The sequence below is a fragment of the Acetobacter sacchari genome (genome assembly GCF_017377715.1).
GTDB classification, from domain to species: Bacteria; Pseudomonadota; Alphaproteobacteria; order Acetobacterales; family Acetobacteraceae; genus Acetobacter; species Acetobacter sacchari.
In genome coordinates, this window is sequence record NZ_JAFVMF010000005.1 from 114,137 (window position 1) to 130,977 (window position 16,841).

Annotated in this window: 17 protein-coding genes; 10 read left to right on the plus strand and 7 right to left on the minus strand. The window is 62.3% G+C overall.

Annotated elements, in window-relative coordinates; all coding sequences use genetic code 11:
- Positions 1–26 precede the first annotated feature (26 nt).
- Genes J2D73_RS05730 through J2D73_RS05740 form a run of 3 tightly spaced genes read right to left on the minus strand, consistent with a single transcriptional unit; the run spans position 27 to position 2,794 of the window.
- Positions 27–509, minus strand: coding sequence for a hypothetical protein (locus J2D73_RS05730; protein ID WP_207880211.1), 483 nt, complete (start codon positions 507–509; stop codon positions 27–29).
- The gene (locus J2D73_RS05735) at positions 491–1,606 is read right to left on the minus strand and encodes an extracellular solute-binding protein (protein ID WP_207880213.1); all 1,116 of its coding nucleotides are present in this window, start codon (positions 1,604–1,606) and stop codon (positions 491–493) included. The genes J2D73_RS05730 and J2D73_RS05735 overlap by 19 nt, the downstream gene beginning before the upstream one ends.
- A gap of 42 nt (positions 1,607–1,648) precedes the next feature.
- Entirely contained in the window at positions 1,649–2,794 is a 1,146-nt protein-coding gene (locus J2D73_RS05740) for an ABC transporter ATP-binding protein (RefSeq protein ID WP_207880215.1), read from the minus strand.
- An 82-nt stretch (positions 2,795–2,876) separates the two neighbouring features.
- On the opposite strand from J2D73_RS05740, the gene J2D73_RS05745 reads away from it, so the two are divergent.
- The 8 genes from J2D73_RS05745 (at position 2,877) to J2D73_RS05780 (ending at position 10,270) form a co-directional block, all read left to right on the plus strand.
- Positions 2,877–3,158: a DUF883 family protein gene (locus tag J2D73_RS05745; protein WP_086644900.1), complete on the plus strand. Its 282-nt coding sequence runs from the start codon at positions 2,877–2,879 to the stop codon at positions 3,156–3,158.
- A gap of 186 nt (positions 3,159–3,344) precedes the next feature.
- On the plus strand, positions 3,345–3,773 hold the full coding sequence (locus J2D73_RS05750; protein ID WP_026399247.1) for a hypothetical protein: 429 nt from the start codon (positions 3,345–3,347) through the stop codon (positions 3,771–3,773).
- Between the two features lie 326 nt (positions 3,774–4,099).
- The gene (locus J2D73_RS05755) at positions 4,100–4,642 is read left to right on the plus strand and encodes a MarR family winged helix-turn-helix transcriptional regulator (protein ID WP_207880217.1); all 543 of its coding nucleotides are present in this window, start codon (positions 4,100–4,102) and stop codon (positions 4,640–4,642) included.
- Positions 4,639–6,885, plus strand: a complete 2,247-nt coding sequence (locus tag J2D73_RS05760) for an FUSC family protein (protein ID WP_207880219.1) — start codon at positions 4,639–4,641, stop codon at positions 6,883–6,885. Before J2D73_RS05755 ends, J2D73_RS05760 begins: the two co-directional genes overlap by 4 nt.
- Positions 6,885–7,079, plus strand: a complete 195-nt coding sequence (locus J2D73_RS05765; protein ID WP_026399248.1) for a DUF1656 domain-containing protein — start codon at positions 6,885–6,887, stop codon at positions 7,077–7,079. The genes J2D73_RS05760 and J2D73_RS05765 overlap by 1 nt, the downstream gene beginning before the upstream one ends.
- A 37-nt stretch (positions 7,080–7,116) precedes the next feature.
- Positions 7,117–8,028, plus strand: coding sequence for a biotin/lipoyl-binding protein (locus tag J2D73_RS05770; RefSeq protein WP_207880221.1), 912 nt, complete (start codon positions 7,117–7,119; stop codon positions 8,026–8,028).
- 13 nt (positions 8,029–8,041) lie between these two features.
- Positions 8,042–9,625 (plus strand): efflux transporter outer membrane subunit, encoded by a 1,584-nt coding sequence (locus J2D73_RS05775; RefSeq protein ID WP_243429705.1) that lies wholly within the window; start codon positions 8,042–8,044, stop codon positions 9,623–9,625.
- 381 nt (positions 9,626–10,006) lie between these two features.
- Positions 10,007–10,270 carry a hypothetical protein gene (locus tag J2D73_RS05780; RefSeq protein WP_207880223.1) on the plus strand — a complete coding sequence of 88 codons (264 nt, stop codon included), beginning with the start codon at positions 10,007–10,009 and terminating at the stop codon, positions 10,268–10,270.
- Between the two features lie 351 nt (positions 10,271–10,621).
- Here the strand turns inward: J2D73_RS05780 and J2D73_RS05785 are convergent, their stop codons facing one another.
- The 4 genes from J2D73_RS05785 to J2D73_RS05800 form a co-directional block, all read right to left on the minus strand.
- Positions 10,622–10,810 (minus strand): hypothetical protein, encoded by a 189-nt coding sequence (locus tag J2D73_RS05785; protein WP_207880225.1) that lies wholly within the window; start codon positions 10,808–10,810, stop codon positions 10,622–10,624.
- A gap of 276 nt (positions 10,811–11,086) precedes the next feature.
- Positions 11,087–11,731 (minus strand): 2OG-Fe(II) oxygenase, encoded by a 645-nt coding sequence (locus tag J2D73_RS05790; protein WP_207880227.1) that lies wholly within the window; start codon positions 11,729–11,731, stop codon positions 11,087–11,089.
- 192 nt (positions 11,732–11,923) lie between these two features.
- Positions 11,924–12,835 carry a prephenate/arogenate dehydrogenase family protein gene (locus tag J2D73_RS05795; RefSeq protein ID WP_341535031.1) on the minus strand — a complete coding sequence of 304 codons (912 nt, stop codon included), beginning with the start codon at positions 12,833–12,835 and terminating at the stop codon, positions 11,924–11,926.
- A complete protein-coding gene (locus J2D73_RS05800; RefSeq protein ID WP_243429686.1) occupies positions 12,825–13,916 on the minus strand; it encodes a lysylphosphatidylglycerol synthase domain-containing protein in 1,092 nt (363 codons plus the stop codon). The genes J2D73_RS05795 and J2D73_RS05800 overlap by 11 nt, the downstream gene beginning before the upstream one ends.
- A gap of 514 nt (positions 13,917–14,430) precedes the next feature.
- On the opposite strand from J2D73_RS05800, the gene hpnA reads away from it, so the two are divergent.
- Both hpnA and J2D73_RS05810 read left to right on the plus strand, forming a co-directional pair.
- Positions 14,431–15,426 carry a hopanoid-associated sugar epimerase gene (gene hpnA, locus J2D73_RS05805; protein WP_207880231.1) on the plus strand — a complete coding sequence of 332 codons (996 nt, stop codon included), beginning with the start codon at positions 14,431–14,433 and terminating at the stop codon, positions 15,424–15,426.
- Between the two features lie 174 nt (positions 15,427–15,600).
- Complete coding sequence (locus J2D73_RS05810; protein ID WP_207880234.1) at positions 15,601–16,773, plus strand: glycosyltransferase; 1,173 nt, start codon at positions 15,601–15,603, stop codon at positions 16,771–16,773.
- The last annotated feature ends 68 nt before the right edge of the window (positions 16,774–16,841 follow it).

Sequence of the window (16,841 nt, forward strand, 5' to 3'; positions counted from 1 at the left end):
GAAGTGCTCAGGGTCTGCAATCGGCCTCAGGAAACGACGCGCCGAAGGTCCATTGCAGCGAGAGCCGCGGAAAGCACGAGAATGACGCCCAGCCCGAACAGCAGCCGCCCGCGCAACAGCGGCAGCCACAGCAGGAGCGTCCGAGCCCGCCAATCGGCGCCCAGTCCGCGCGCTGTCCGAGTGAGGTCTCCCGGCGCGCGCGCCAGTACAGTAAGAGACGGCAGCGCCGCAACCAGACTGATGCACGCGCCTTGCGCCAATGATCCAATGGCCGTCTCGGCTGGTACATGGGCCTCGCGCAGCCAGCCCGGCGTCATGCACGCGAAAATCAGCGCAGGAATCCAAAGCGCGAGCAGCCCGGTCGCTACTCGCTGGCGCCCCGGCGCAACAAGCCACAGCGTGCTGAACAGGAGTCCCGAAAGAGCTGTGGCTCCGATATGGACGGCGAAAAAAAGCGCGGAGTGGCCCATGGAAAAGACGCCCTTCCGGTTCAGCGTTCCGCCAGCCATTGATCGAAGCGCGTTTCGATGGCGGGAAGATGATCGCGCCAGAACACAGAACTGATTGGCAGCGGCGGCGGAGTGTCGTTGGCCAGCGCGGCTCCGGGAGCGACGTCCTTTGTTCCGCTCGATTGGTCGCTGCTCTTGCGTGAAGACCCTGACGCGGTCGCAGGGTCTGAGGGAGGGGGGGCGCTGGGGTAACGAAGCGCCATTGCCTGAAACTGCTCTGGCGCCGTGGCCCAGTCCTCAAGAGTCTTGCCCTGATTCGTATTTGTTCCCGAGCCTGCTGGTATGACCCAATCGTAATCGACCCGAAGTCGGGGAGACCAGAGAATGCCGAACGGGCCGGATTTCGATCGTGCGTTCGCGGCCAGAATTTCAGCGGTCGGCGCAGTGCCCATCAGTGCGGCCCCTGAGGTGAGGATGCGCGCAGCTTCCTCTGGGGTGCTCCACCACACGATATAAGGCCGTAACTGGCTGAGGCGTTTGAAAGCTCGCTCGAGCCCCTCCGACGTGGCGAGAGTCGCGTAGATGTCGCCGGGAGGGACGCCGTCGGATAGTAGCGCTGCTTCCAGAGTGCCGCGCGGATCACATCGCAGACCCCGCTTGCCGGGATGACGCGCGACATCCCAGAAATCGGCCCATGTGGGCGCAGTCTGGAGCTTCGATGCGTCCCATGTCAGCGCCAGATCTACCGAAAGCGCGTGAACGCCGCAGCCGTCGCTTACGCCAGTCGTCTTGTCGTGAGGGGAGCCGCCTGTGTGAAGGAAAAGCCCCTGACCGCACCCGACGGAGAGTGTGGTGTCTTCTATCAAGGCCAAAGACCAGTCGTGTTTGCGCGCACGAAGCCTCTGCCGGAGCTGCGACAGAGTGCCATCCCAGGTCACGACGTCGACGACGGTTCTGGTCTCGCGCGTGAATGGCCGCCACAGCGCCTCAGCCTGTGCGGCCTTCAGTTCTCCCGGCAGGGTCGCGACCACAAGATGCGGTTGCCGCGCGCGAGAAACGGCGTCGCCCGCGTGGCCGACGAACAGCGCCAGCATGGCGAGAACGGAGGTCGCCGCGCGTCGGGATACAGTGACGCGTGAACGGGCAGGGTTCTTCAAACCGGACAAAGGAAACCTTGGAAAGAACGCGGAACGGGCAGATTAGCGCTGTTTCGTCGTGGACGGAAAGGCCAACGCGCCCCCCGGCCTCCAGGCGAGGCGCGCGGGACGTCCTGCCACGACGCCGGGCGGAATGGAACCGGGCGGACGATGAACGATCACGTCCGCGCCGTCCTCAAGTCGAAAACGAAGGCGCAGCACATCGCCCAGATGTGTAACATCCTGCAGCGTCGCCGGCAGTCCTTCGTCGTCGTCCCGTATCGCGCCACGCGGAAACATCGGCGCGATTTGCGCTGGTCGAACGCAAAGTTCGGCCAGATCGCCTTCCCGCAGATCCGGATCGGCCATGGCGTCCGCCACTCCGCCTGCAGCGAGCCTAACCTGCGCGATATCGTCGTCGAGAGACAGGATCAGGCCGATCAGGACGTTCGCGTCCCCCATCGCCGTGGCGACGCGTGCGCAATGCGGGCGTTCGATGAGCGTGCCAGCGTCGGCAAGTTGCAGCAGCGAACCCTCGGCGACCACGCCTATACGGTTGGCTCCGGCCAAAGCGTCCGCCCGGTCGCGCGTGATCAGAAGGAGCGTCAGCCCGCGTGCAAGGCGCAGCCGGGCAAGGCGGTGATGGAGGTCTTGTCGCGTCTCGCCATCCAGCCCGACGAAGATATCGTCCAGCACAAGCACCGAAGGTTCGGATGCAAGCGCGCGGGCGATGGCGGTGCGGATACGTTCGCCTGCGCCCAACGCCTCTGGGCGCCTGTCCGCGACGCTCTCCAGGCCGAGCAGGGCGAGCCATTCACTCGCGCTCCTGCTCGCTTCCGTCGCAGAGGCCCCGCGGGCGCGAGCCGAAAAGGCGACGTTCTCCCGGACGGTAAGAGGAGGAAAAAGCGGATCGCGGCGTCCTACGGTGGCGAGGCCCCGCCGTCCAATCTTGCCCAAGGTGACGTCGACGCCGTTCACAACGATCTGTCCGGCGGCGGGAGGGGTGTGCCCGGCGAGCGTTTCCGCGAGAGGCGCAAGTCCCTGGGGACCGTCGTCGAGATCAAGGAGAGCGACGCATTCGCCGGCACGTAGCACGAGGTCGAGGCGCGGTCCGTTAGACGAGCAGACGAGTCCTTTGAGAACCAGCGTCGGGCCGTCGTGGGGCGCTTTCAGCTCAGTTGCGGTATGCGGAGAGATCATGGTGCGCATGGAACCACAGCGTCTCGCCGGAGTTAAGCCCAGCAGGAGCCCGCACGGGTCGGGTTCGCGTAACGATAGGGGTCAGGTTGGAATGTCCGCCGAGAAAATCAGAAAGGATGCCGAGAGCGCTCTTGAGGCCGCCGCGTCCTCCGCGCGTGACGATCTCGAAACGGTGAAGGCTCAGCTGGAACAGTTCGTGCAGCAGCATATTCTGCCGAAACTCAGTGACGCGGCGACCTCCGCTGCGGCTAACGTCAAGGATATCGCGCAGACGCAGAAGAAGAGCGTCGCGACTCAGGTCAGCACTCAGCCCCTGTTGTCCATCGGGATTTCAGCGGTTGTGGGGTTTGTCCTGGGGCGCCTCTCGCGCTAAGGTCCGGGCATCGACAACCGGGCGGCGTTCGCGCACGGGTTTCCTGCGTCGAACGTCGTCGTCATGGCCAGCCAGACGCACGGTCGATTGCGCCGGAGATCACGCTGACGCTCCCGGAACGTCATCGGAAACCAGGAACTCCGGCGGAATTGTCCTGCCGGTCTGACGCGAGGACATCCGGAACACATGCGAATCTTTGAAGTCGGCAAGTCCGCCATGCAGGCGGAGGGGCAGCTCCTTCAACAGAAGGCCATGCGCCTCGGTCGGCAGGTGGCGCTTTTGCTTGTCGGCGCGGTTCTTGGCTTTTTTTCGCTGATCACCGGCCATGCCCTGTTGTGGGCGATTTTCCTGTTCAAGTTCGGTTTCGGACCGGTTGGCGCACCTGCGGCCGTGTTTGGCGTGGATGTGTTTCTGGCGCTGTTTTTCATCTTCCTCGGACGCCGTTCCTATCTGCTGCCGGCGGAAGTGGAGGCGCGGATGAAGCGTGATCGCTCATTGAACGAATTGCGCCAGACCGCGACGCTTACTGCTATGGGCGCGACCGTGACAGGCCCCGTCGCTCGTTTCGCCGGACGTTCGATCTGGGGGCTGGTCTCGCGGCGTCGCGGGAAGTAACCGATACGGAACGAACGGCCACATCGGGTCGATGAGCAAAGCGGGCCATTGGCCCGCTTTTTTTTGGTTTTTACGTGTTTCGTGAACGTCTGGCGGTTGCATGTCGTGTGTCGAAACGCGGCGGGATGAGAGCCGTAACAAGCCTTGCTCCATCCCTCGATGGCGCATTCACCGGCTCAATTTTATCGTGATGCGCATGATTAACATAGGTATCATGCATGAAAGAGATTGCGCAGCGCCGCGTCCTTTGGCATGGCTAAAATAGTTAGCACACGAACTATTAGCGAGCTTTCTATTGTGATTCCATGCGCGGAACATTCAGGGCCATGAGCAACGCGGACGCGGAAAAATTGATGCGTCGGGAGTTCGGACAGCAACTGTCGCGGATCGCAACCGCATGGCGGCGGGAGGTCGATCGCGATCTCCGGAGTTATAACCTTACGGACGCGCAGTGGCGGCCGTTGTATTATCTCGGTCAGCTTCCGCCGCCGGTGCGTCAGACGGATCTCGCCCAAGCGCTGTCGGTGGAGGCGCCGTCGCTGGCCCGCGTGCTCGATGTGCTGGAGAAAACGGGCCTCATAACGCGGGATGTCGATGGCGAGGATCGCCGATCAAAACATGTGACGCTCACCAAAGCAGGCGCGAACATGGCCGATCGCGTGCGAGACGCGGTCGACGGCGTGGGCGCCCGCTTGCTTGATGGCGCTTCGACGCAGGCGCTTCAGGATTGCCTCTCGGTTTTTGAACAGGTTCTTGGGGCTGTTCATGACGCGCGGGAGAAGCGCGCACTGGAGGAGGGCGGGACGACAACGAACCGACGCAATGAAAACGCCGCACCCGGCGGCCGCTCGACGCGGGGGGCGCGATGACTGGCCGCGCGTCAGCCTCATGCGTAACGGCGCGACCATGGCGCGAAGCAGGAAAGGTGGCCCCGTTCCGTCGCTGGTTTGGGGTATTGCGATCGGACTGGCGGCAGGAACTGGCGGCTTTGACCCCGACGGCGCTCTACAGCGTTCGCGTCGGGCTCTCGATAGGGTTGGCGTTGTGGTTCGCCGCCTTCGTTCAGTTGGGGCAGCCTTTATCGGCCGCGACCACGGTGTTGATCGTTGCGAATCCCTCGCCTGGCGCGCTGGTGTCCAAAAGCGTCTGGCGTATTGTCGGGACGCTGATCGGCGCAGTCCTCGGCGTGGGGTTGATGGCGATTTTTCCTCAGCAGCCGTTACTGTTTTTCGCCGGACTCTCCGTCGTTATCGGCATCGCATGTTTCGTTGCAACGTTGTTGCGCTTCTTTCGCGCCTACGCGGCGGTTCTGTCCGGCTATACGATCATCATCATTGCGTCTGGCGCCTTTTCCAACCCGGACCGAATCTTTATGGGAGCGATGACGCGCGTCTCGGTCGTCTTGATCGGAATCGTCAGCACGGCCGTCGTATTCCGATTGACCACGCCGACCGGTCCGGACAATCTCCGGGAGCGAATAGATCGTCTTCTACGAGAGGTGCTGGGACAGTTTGTCCATCTGGCGCCTCCGCCGGACGCTGGGGGCGACGCAGCGGCGCAAGATGGCGCGTCGCGCGACTTTATGTTTCGCGAAATGGATATGAGCGCGTACGGTGCGCGGGCGCGTTTGCTCTCGCAATGCAACGCGATGATCGAGACGATCGAATATGCGTCGTCGGGCGATTACGAAATCGGGCGTCGCGCCAGAGCCTTGCAGGAAGGCGTGGCCCGACTGCTTGGCATGCTGAGCGCCCATCATGCGTCCTGGCGGGCTTTGGCGAACACTGATCAGCATCTTGTCCATCAGGCGCGCGCGATATCGGCGGAACTCATGCGCGCGCTGTGCGCCATGCCTGGCAAGGAACTGTTGCACGCCGAGAGCGCCGCCGTCCGCAGGCTGCTGGATGATGCGATGACGCGACTGGACGCGTTGGCGTGCGAGGCGCGGGATCTTGAAGGGTTGGCGGCGATCGATAGCGAGCGCGACATCGTCGAGCAACTTCGACGCGTCGTGCTGAACTTGTCCGACAGGGTATGGCGGGAGCGCCGCGTGCGCCTGGCGGCGCTGCTGGAATGGTCCACTGCGATTCGTAACGGATCCCGTGGCGTTCTGGTCACGTTGCTCGCGGGTCTGAGCTGGTACGTGCTGCGGTGGGACGCAGGGCCGAACATGCTCATCTACGTCATCGCCGCTTCCTGCCTTCTGGCCACAGCGTCTTCCGCAACGGCCGCCGCAGCCATGCTTGGCTCCGGCACTCTGCTTGCGATACCGGCCAGCTACGTGTTTCAGGCCGTGCTGTTGCCGCGCGTCGATGGCTTTGTGATGGTGTGGCTCTCGCTATTCATTTGTCTGCTTCCCGGAATCTGGATTCAGTTCCACCCGCGATACGCCTTGCGGGGTTTCGGTTACGCCGTGTTCTGCAGCAGCATGTGTCAGGTGCAGAATCCGATTCGTTTCGACGACCTCAGCCTGCTGAACGGCTGGCTGGCGTACTTTGTCGGAGTGGTCGCAATCCTCCTGGTGTTCCGGGTTGTGCTTCCCACGAACCAGCGATTGGAGGCAGGGCGCCTGAGCGTCGGCCTGTGTCGCGCCGTGGAGGGCATCGCGATGCGGCCCCTGAACCGACCTCTGGACTGGGTTGGGTGGGAGCAGACGCAGATGCAGCGCGTGCTCCGGATTGCGCAACGCCTTTCGCTCGTCGAGACGTCCGCGCGCGTTTTCCACGTCACGGACGCAGCTTTGACTGCGGTTTCCATCGGGCGCGTGGTGGCCAGACTGCGGAGGTTGATGAATGCGCCGGAAGCCGCCGGCGTTCAGACGCAACCGGTGCGCGAGGCGCTTCTGGCGATGCGCGGGCTGCGACAGGATCCCCTGAACGTCTCGCTGGTGTTACGGCGGCAGGCGCAGCGACTTCTGGTTGGGGCAGGGCAAGGAGCCGTAAGTATGGGATCCGCTCGACGCATGGCAGCCTGTCTTTTGCAGATCGCACAACTTGTCGACGTGGCTCCCGGTTTCTTTCATAAGAATGGTCCAATGCAACAGGCTGCCGACCATCCGCGCGCGCACGCTGACTTGCGATTAGCCACTTCGCACTATGCGAGAGCAGTCTGATGCTGACCGAGTTCAACCTGTTCGGCGTGTTTATGGCGCCGATCGTCGTCTACGCACTGGCGGCGTTGCCGGTCACGATGCTTGTCAGATCGTTGTTGTGGTGGACCGGTCTTATGCGCTGGTTCTGGCATCTCGCTTTGTTCGAGGTGGCGCTCTACGTCTGTATTCTTTGCCTGTTGATCTTGTACGTCTGAACGAATTCTTCCGCAGTTAAGGTTTAGAGACCCAGAGATGTCGTTGCTTCGCACCCTGATCCGCGTGTTCCTGACCCTGGCGGTCGTGGCGCTGGCCGTCGTTCTGGGAATCACCTTGTGGAACACATACATGATCGCGCCATGGACGCGTGACGGTCGTGTCCGTGTTTATGTCGTGGACGTGGCTCCCGAAGTCTCGGGCACGGTGGTCCAGGTTCCCGTCGTGGATAACCAGTTCGTCCATAAGGGAGACCCGCTTTACGTCCTCGATCCCGTCCGGTTCCGGCTTGCGATCCGTGAGGCTCAGGCGCGGCTGGATGGCGCGCTGGAGGATCTGAAGCTCCGGCAGAACGACGCGCGTCGCCGCATGGGGCTGTCTGGCATCGTATCGGCTGAAGAACAGGAAGTATTCAATTCGAACGTCGCGACGCAGGCGGCGGCCGTCGACGCTGCGCGCGCCGCGCTCGATGTCGCAAAGCTGAACCTGCAACGTTCGGTCCTGTACTCGCCTGTGAACGGTTACGTCACCAACCTGAACCTGCGTGTCGGCGATTACGCCAGCGCCGGGCAGGCAAGGCTGGCAGTGATCGATTCCGACTCTTACTGGGTCTATGGTTATTTCGAAGAAACGAAGATGTGGGGCGTGCATGTCGGCGATGTCGCCCGTGTGAAACTCATGGGCTACAAGCAGATCATTCCCGGCCACGTCGTCTCCATCGCGCGCGGCATCAACGACGCCAACGGAACGCCGGACCGTCTGGGACTGCAGGACGTCAACCCGATCTTCACATGGGTTCGTCTCGCCCAGCGTATCCCTGTTCGCATCCATCTGGATTCCACGCCGCCGGAAGTCACGCTTGCGGCTGGCATGACCGCTACGATCACCGTTGGCCCTGAATCGCGCAGTCGGAGAGGCAAGCTCTCCACCTGGCTCCAGGACCACCTGTGAGCTGATGCCGACAATGATGAACAACGATATTCCGACGACTAACCTGCGAGCAGTGGCGGATCAGAGGTTAAGCTCCGTCAGCGCCGTCATCCGGCGCAGGCTCGCGACGGGCCTTTCTGCGGCGTTTCTGTTGGCGGGGTGTACGGTTGGGCCGAACTTTCAACCGGACAGGATGAAAGTTCCGGCAGGCTTTACGGAAGCCGTGTCCGAGCATCCTGCGACGCAGGAGGAGATAGAACGCACCAACCGTGAGATGACGCAGTGGTGGGCGCTGTTCAACGATCCGCTGCTCGATCGGCTGGTCGCCTCCGCGATACAGGGGAACTATGATCTGCGGATCGCGGGCGAAAGAATACTGTCAGAACGCGCTATGCGCGACAAAGCGGCGTCCGCCTGGTACCCGCAGGTCGACGCCAACGCGGGCGGCGGCGACACCAGGTATTCACTGAATATCGACAACTGGCCTATTCGTCCGGGTAACCCGCAGAATCGACCCGAAGCGTCTCTACTGACCTACGGCGCGAGCGCAAGTTGGGAAATCGACGTATTCGGACGCATCCGCCGCAGCGTCGAGGCGCAGGAGCATGCTGTAGAAGCGACGATCGAAGGGCGGCGGGCCCTGCTGATGACGCTGCTTTCCAATCTCGTCAACGATTACATGCTGCTGCGCGTAACCCAGCTTCAGATCAAGATCGCCACTGACAATATCCGAGTTGCGCAAGACGGCCTCGACCTGACGAACCGTCTGTATTTGCAGGGCGTGGGGAACACCCTTCAGATCGCGCAGGCTCAGGCTGAACTTGACTCCCAGCTCGCCGCGCGGGAGCCGCTGCGTACTCGCGTCTCGCAGGTGTCGCACGCGATCTCCGTATTGGTCGGAGAAATGCCCGGCGCGCTGGAGGCGGAGTTGAAAGATCCACGCCCGCTGCCGACCGTGCCGGGTTTCCCCGCGACGATGCCGTCGATCGTCATCGCCAATCGACCCGACATTCGTGAGGCGGAGCGTCAATACGCTGTCGCCACCGCGCAGATCGGGGTTGCGGTCGCCGATCTCTATCCGCATTTCGCCATTCCGTTGACGTTCAATCCGAACGCTTCGGCTGCTTATCAGGCGTTTCAGGTCAACGCCATGAGCTGGCAATTCCTGATGATGGCGAGCCTGCCGATCATTCATGGCGGCAAGTATACGGCGGCTGTGCGTTCGGCGCAGGCGGAAGCCGAGGCTGCGCGTCTGCATTATCGCCAGACCGTCCTCAACGGCTTCAAGGAAGTCGAGGACGCGATGGCCGCATGGCATGACGACGCCGAATACGCTGAGAAACTGCACCGGGCGTCAGAGGACAGCGCACTGGCGCGGGACAGGGCCCGCAAACTGTATGGAGCAGGCCTGATCGGCTTTCTTGACGTGCTGACAACCGAGCGCACGACGCTGAACGCGCAAAACATGGAGGCTCTCTCCAGGCTCGAGCGTTTGCGCGACGCGGTGAATCTCTACTCGGCGATTGGAGCGGGCTGGCGGGGCGTCCCGCTGACGAACACGACGTTGCCGGTTTCACTTGAAACGCAGAACGTGCTGGCGCGCGCGCTGACGCGCTGACGCGCTGACGCGCTGACGCGCTGACGCGCTGACGCGCTGACAGGCGAGGATCACGCTTCGAAAGCCGCTGTTGGGGGCAGTCGTTCAAACGTTCGCGCTGGGCCTTGCCGAGTAAAACTTAGGCGGGTGAGGATGGTCTGCTTGGCCCGAATGACTTTGTCGCATCTGAATTGCCAGAGAGAAATACGGAAGATGGCGCCGATCGCCTTTTCATCGCAGGGCGCACAAACGCAACCGCGTGACCAAGGGCCTCGTTGATCAGCACGAGATTTTATCCGTTCGCGCGTGGTTCACGGGCGAGTTTCTCTGCTACGCCCGGCATTGTTGCCGCGACCAGCTTGAGTGTTTCCGTCTGGCCGGATGATGTTCTAAGCTGCAGACATGCCGAACGAACCAAATTACGCCCGTCGTCTTGCAATCATCGCCGCGTCCATCATGGGCGGGTTTGCGCTGATCGTCATCGATGGATGGACGCTGATCTATGATACAGGGTTGCTCGAAGGATGGGCAGTGTGGACACTGCATCGGTTGCCGCTGGTCATAGGTGTAGCGTTGTTGCTTTACGGTTTCGCGCTGATGCGTAAACCGGTTGCCTATGACCCCTCACAGGGGCCGGACGATATCGACAATATCGATGGCGCCTGACCAGCGTCTGTCGGGTTGATCTTATGCTGGCGGCGTTCAGGCGAGGACGACACTTTTTTGCACTGTATCCGACCGGGGCTCGCATGATAAGGCGCGGGCCGGGACCGTTCTCCGGTCGTTCGGGATATCGGCGCGATATCTAGGCGCGGCAATATTTCCGACCAGACTGAGGTTGATATGTTTTCGTGCTCTTCCTTCATGAGGCAGAGCGGAAAACCCCTTGTGAACACAATGACGCGTTCGTCTAGGCCGTGTTTACTGATTTCCGAATTCAGCAACACGGCACTGTCGTGAGATCGATTGCCGATGCCTACCCTCACACTATTTCTGAGAGTCAAAGGATTTTTGATATCAGCCCAGAGGAACGCACGAAGTTTTTAGCTTTGCTAGGTTGTTTCCAACGAGTTTGTCCGTGATCGGCTCAATTTCTTGCCCCTGAAGCGCGCCATGCTGCCCCGGCAGAATGACGAATTTCTTTTGTCCTCTCCCGACGAGATTCTCGACAATGCTCGCCCGTGGCTCATCGTCGATGATATTCACACATCACCGAGCGCCGTGCAGGGGAAACATCAAACGAGCATTCTCCTTGCCCGAGCCTGGCCTATACCTGTTTTCGGATGAGGGGACTGTCTAGAGCAACATATTTCGTGATCGGTACGATGTTTCGTTCGCAGAGCGCACGCGGCCAGCGTCGAAAACCATGCTCGCCGGAGTCACTTCGGTTCGATATACGGACGAACCTCGTGCAAGGCCTGCGCGCGGCCGCTCCCGAAGCGCTGTTCGGAGATGGAGGCGGCAAGCAGGGTTTTCGTAAAATTACGCCGCGAAAGGTAGCTTCTTGGCGAACGCCGACAGTTTGTGGCGCCTCAGTTCCGAGCGAGCTTTGGCTCCGGTTTCCATGTAGTTAAGCTGAATCGTATAGCGCGGGCCGACATAGCGGCGGTGACCGTGCCATGTGGTCGGACCATTCGGGAATACTAGCAACGTTCCATTAACCGGCGGAACTTCGACTGCGTAATTCTCCACGTCGTCTGGGCCGCGCAGCAGGCGCAGGCACCCCTCCTGCCGTTCGAAAGCCGCGCTCGACGGGTTAAGGTACAAAAGTACGGTGACGCGTTTGGCGTCGGAATCGCGATGAATGCGACCGTCCTTCTCGCGAGTGCGTCCGCGCAGGGTGAGCATCGTCGGCGCGTCGGCAAGGTCGAGGCCGAATTTGGCGGCGATGGCGTCTCGCAGGACGTCGCCCTGCAACTGCTCGACCAGATTGTTCACCAGCGGCGCGAGGCTCAGTGATTCTGGCGGGAATGAACCGCCGGACGACATCGCCGGCAGAGACGCGAACACGGCGTCCAGATCTTCCGGCCGGATGAAGTTTTTCACGACGACATGCGGAAACGGCTGGTCGGAGACTGGCGTGGCGGCAAGGGCCGCAAAATCGGGCTGAACTGAAGCGACGACCATGATGCCTCTCTGTGCGACAGGGAGCGGGTCGAGCGAAGCCCGGCTGGCGCGTCCCTATATTGTCAGGCGCGGACCGGCGGAAACGCCGTCGTTGCGTCACGCCGACGATCATAAACCTGACGAAGGCGGCTGTCACATCGCCCCTCGCTCAGGACGACGCGCACGGCTTGTCCGGTTTGTTCTGGCAGTTTCTCAGGCCTGCTTGTTCTCGATCAGGCTCCGACGGATGCTGCGCCCGCGCTCGATCCTGTCGACGATGTAGCTCTCGTCGCCCCAGCGTATCGCGCGGGCCATCGCTTGCGCGTCCTCGGTGAAACGAGCCAGCATTTCGAGAATAGCGTCACGGTTAGACAGGAAAACATCCCGCCACATGACGGGATCGGAGGCGGCGATGCGCGTGAAGTCGCGGAAGCCGGACGCCGCGAAATCGAGCACTTCGGAACGCGTTTCGTCGGCCAGATCGTCCGCCGTGCCGCAGATCGTGAACGCGAGCAGATGCGGCAGGTGGCTGACGATCGCACAGACCCGATCATGATGTTCGGGGGTCATCGTCTTCGTGCGAGCGCCGCAAAGCCGCCACAACTCGGTGACGCGCGCTACCGCCTTCTCATCCGCGTCCGCCAGTGGGGTCAGCAGGCACCACCGGTTCTCGAACAAGGTCGCGAAGCCGGCGTCCGGGCCGGAATATTCCGTGCCAGCCATAGGATGGGCCGGAACATAGGCGACGTCGGGGCGCAGGAAAGGGCGTATCGCGTCGATGACCGACATCTTCGTCGAGCCTGTATCTGTCAGGATCGCGCCGGGGCGCATCGCGGGAAGGGCGGTCGCAGCGACCTCGCCCATCGCGCCCACGGGCACGCACAGCATCACGCAATCGGCTTCGGACGCGGCCCAGGCGGCGTCTCCTGTCACCTCGTCCGCGATGCCGAGCGTCGTGACGCGTTCTCGAAACGCAGGATCGATCTCCACGGCGATCAAGCGCCGGGCGAGCGTCCCGGCCTGGCGCGCACGACGTAGCACCGATGAACCGATCAGGCCCGGCCCGATCACAGTGAGTGTGTCGAAGCACGGCTCGATCGCCTGAGGAAGTGAATCAGCCGACACGCGTCGTCTCCACTGAATTGGCCGGTTCGTTGGCTTGCAATGGCGCAGGAACGTCTGGCGCTGCGGCGACCGTCGCGCTTTCCCGACGCCGGAGCGCGCGCATTTCAAAACTCTGCCACAGCAGCAACACGGGGACGCCGATGCACAGCTCGCGCCCCCGACGAAGCAGGGACAGGCCGAGCGACACAGACGGGTCAATACCGAACGCATGGCCTAGCGTCATGTAGGCTCCTTCCTGCACGCCAAGCCCGGCGGGCACGAGGAAGGAGGCTGACATGATGCCGCAGGTGACGCCCTCGATGGCGATGGAATCAGGAAAGTTGAGCTGCGCGCCGAGCAGACGATAGGTCAACCACAGAATTCCGGCGCTGCTGATCCAACCCAGCAGATGCAGGCTGGCGGAGGCCATGATCTGGCGCGGCTTCGACCATGCCTCCTCCATCCGCTCCTGTATGGTGTCGGCGCCGTCCATCATGCTGTTCTGCCACTGTCCGGCGATGTGACGCCCGAGAAAACCAACGGCCTTTCGTACAGCGGCGCCGCCGCGCTGCTGCGTCCAGATGAAGCCGGCGACGCCGATCGTCAGCAGAAAGGCGCCGATCACGACAGGCTTAACCAGGGGATTCGCGCCGGCGCCGACGACCAGTAACGTCACGGCCAGCAATACGAAGACGATCTGCCCCAGAACCTCAGTCGTGATGTCCACGACATTGGCGCAGGCGGCTTCTGGCCATTCGACGACCGTGCGGCCCTTGCCGCCTGTGGAATGTTCGGGTGTGAGGCAGGTGGCGCGAATGCCCAGCACGATTCCGCCGAGCTGGGAGAAAGGCAGGCATGTCGCCGCCGCGTCTCGCACCAGGCGCGCCATCAGAAGATGTCTGTATGGCATCTTCGGGAAAGCGGCATTCCACGCGAGCGCCAGCAACGTGTCGACCAACAGTTGCGCGACCAGAGTCAGCACAAATCCGAGCACGCCGATCCGCGTCACAGCGTGCGCGACCGAGCCGAAGCCGCTCCATGCCATCGCGGCGGTGACGCCGGCCAGTCCCAGCAGGCTGAGCAGGATGGTAAGCTTCTTCAAGGTTGGCAATCGTCCATCATGGCTGCAGCCCATCTCATGTCCCGCAGCGTGCGGCCAACCTCGTCGGGCGTGTCTGGGACGACGGATCGAAACGCAGCGTCGGTACCCGCGGGGCAGGCGCCGCCCCCGTCCAAAACCCGGCGAATTTCTCGGAGGGCGTCGGGTTCGGGGATAAAGCCGCATCGGATCGCCGATCCCGGTCGCCGGGCGGACTTCCGCGCTTAAGGAGCCCAATATGGCGCCCGCAGGAAAAACTGGCACGCCCATTACACTACCCGCCTGCGGTGCGCCAGTCTCGGATAATTGGCGTCAGGTCGCCGTACTGACGAGGGTGCGGTCCAGAGCCTTGGCGCGCATCGGTGGCGTATCTCGCATGCGAAAAGGGCGGTCGTGGCCACTGGCGCACTTGCCGGAGATCGGGATAAGCATCGGGTCGCTGCATCAGTGCCGTGCGATGAACACGTACGGCCACGCGCACAAATAACCCACAATAACGCCCGGAGAGAAAGCGCTCATGTCTCACCCAACTCTTGTGACGGGCGCCACGGGGTTCGTAGGCTCCGCCGTCGCCCGCAACCTGCTGGCGCGGGGCCACAACCTGCGTCTGATGGTCCGCGCGGGTAGCGACAGGCGGAATATAGACGGTCTTCAGGCTGAACTGGTCGAGGGCGATCTTTCCAATCCGGCGTCTTTCGTTCGCGCCGTCGACGGGTGTCGCTATGTCTTCCATGTCGCGGCGGATTATCGCCTGTGGGTGCCTGACCCTGCGCCGATGATGGCGGCCAACGTCGAGGGCACCCGGCTTTTGATGCTGGCTGCTTTGCGGGCGGGCGTCGAGCGGATCGTTTACTGTTCGTCCGTCGCCGCGCTTGGCCTTATTGGGGACGGAACCAGCGCAGATGAGACGACGCCAGTGCATGAACACGGGGTCGTGGGCCTATATAAGAAGTCAAAATATCGTGCTGAACAGGAGGTGTTGCGTTTGACGCGCGACCGTGGCCTTCCTGCGGTGATCGTGAATCCGTCGACGCCGGTAGGCCCGCGCGACGTCAAGCCGACTCCCACCGGGCAGATGATCCTCGACTGCGCGGCGGGACGGATGCCCGCCTATGTGGATACGGGCGTCAATATCGTCCACGTCGACGACGTGGCGGAGGGGCATGCGCTTGCGCTCGAACGCGGCGTCGTCGGCGAGAAATACATTCTTGGGGGCGAGAACTACCTTCTGGGCGATCTGTTTCGCATGGTGTCTGAGATCGCAGGCGTAAAGCCGCCCAGGATCAGTCTGCGGCAGGAAGTCATCTGGCCGGTTGCAGTCGTTTCGGAGTGGCTTTCGCGGCGCTTCGGGGTTGAGCCCCGCGTCACCCGCGAGATGCTGGCGATGTCGCGCAAGAAGATGTTCTTCTCGTCGGACAAGGCGATCCGGGATTTGGGTTACGCACCCCGTCCGGCTCGGGAGGCTGTGGCTGACGCCGTCGCATGGTTCCGGGAAGCTGGAATGCTTGGCTAGAAAATCGGCCATAACTAACCTTTGATCCTTACGTTTCCGAGTCCCCCGGACGGCGACATTCACGGTCATCTGATCGCGCTGCTCGGGGGCGTTCATGAAGCACGGATTCCGCCGAATCTCTGAAAGCTTCAGCATCGAGCTTTTCCACATAGCCCCTATCAAGGACAAAGTCCGATGGCCACGATATTGGCTGCGGTGTGCGCGCTTGTTTGGATCGCGCTCATTTTCTTTCACGGACGCTTCTGGCAGGCGGGACCGATTCTGCAACCGGCCTCACCCGACACGGGATCGCATGGAGCGCCTCCGGTCGTTGTGGTCGTACCTGCGCGTGATGAGGCTGAATCCATTCAGGCCTGTATCGCGTCTCTGCTGACTCAGGATTACGCAGGCTTCCTGCGCGTCGTGCTGACCGACGACAACAGCGCGGATGGAACAGGCGCTTTGGCCCGCGCGCTGCCTGACCCCGACGGGCGGCTGACCGTTGTGAACGGGCGACCCAGACCTGCAGGCTGGAGCGGTAAGCTTTGGGCGGTGGAGCAGGGCGTGTCGCGCGCGCAGGAAATCCTGCATGCGGCCAATCTGCCGACAGATGGTTACATCCTGCTGACCGATGCGGATATCGAGCATGATCCGATCCACCTTGCGACCCTGGTCGCCAAAGCGGAGACGGAGAATCTCGACATGGTGTCGGAGATGGTGGAACTGAACTGCGAGAGCGCGGCTGAGCGTGCGTTGGTGCCTGCGTTCGTGTATTTTTTTGCGCTGCTCTACCCGTTCGCCCTCGTCAACGATCGACGCCACGCAATGGCGGCGGCGGCTGGGGGCACGATTCTGATTCGTCGTACGGCGCTCGATCGGATCGGCGGAATTACGGCGCTGCGCGGCGCACTGATCGACGATTGCACACTTGCGGCGCATGTGAAGCGGTCGGGCGGCGGGCTGTATCTTGGACACTCACGTATGGCCCGTTCGATTCGTCCCTATCCCAACGCGAGCGACGTCTGGCGAATGATCGCCCGCACGGCGTACGTGCAGCTTCGTTACTCGCCATGGCTTCTGGTCGGGACAGTGCTTGCGATGGTGGTGACGTGGATCGCGCCGATGGGGCTGGCGCTTTTCACGCATGGTGCGCCACGTTTCGTCGGGCTGATCGTATGGATCGTGCTGATGGCGTCGTTTCTGCCGACGCTTCGCCGTTTTCGCATATCGCCTCTATGGGCGCTGGCTTTGCCGTTCGTGTCGATCTTCTATACAGCCGCGACGATCGGGTCCGCGATCGATCATCATCGCGGACGCGGCGTGAGGTGGAAAAACCGCGCCTACACCGATGCTCAGCATGATCGGTGACGTTCGAAACGTCTGTCGTCATAGCTGCGCTGTAGGCAGCGGCGCGGCGAGGGTGTAAAGCACCCGCG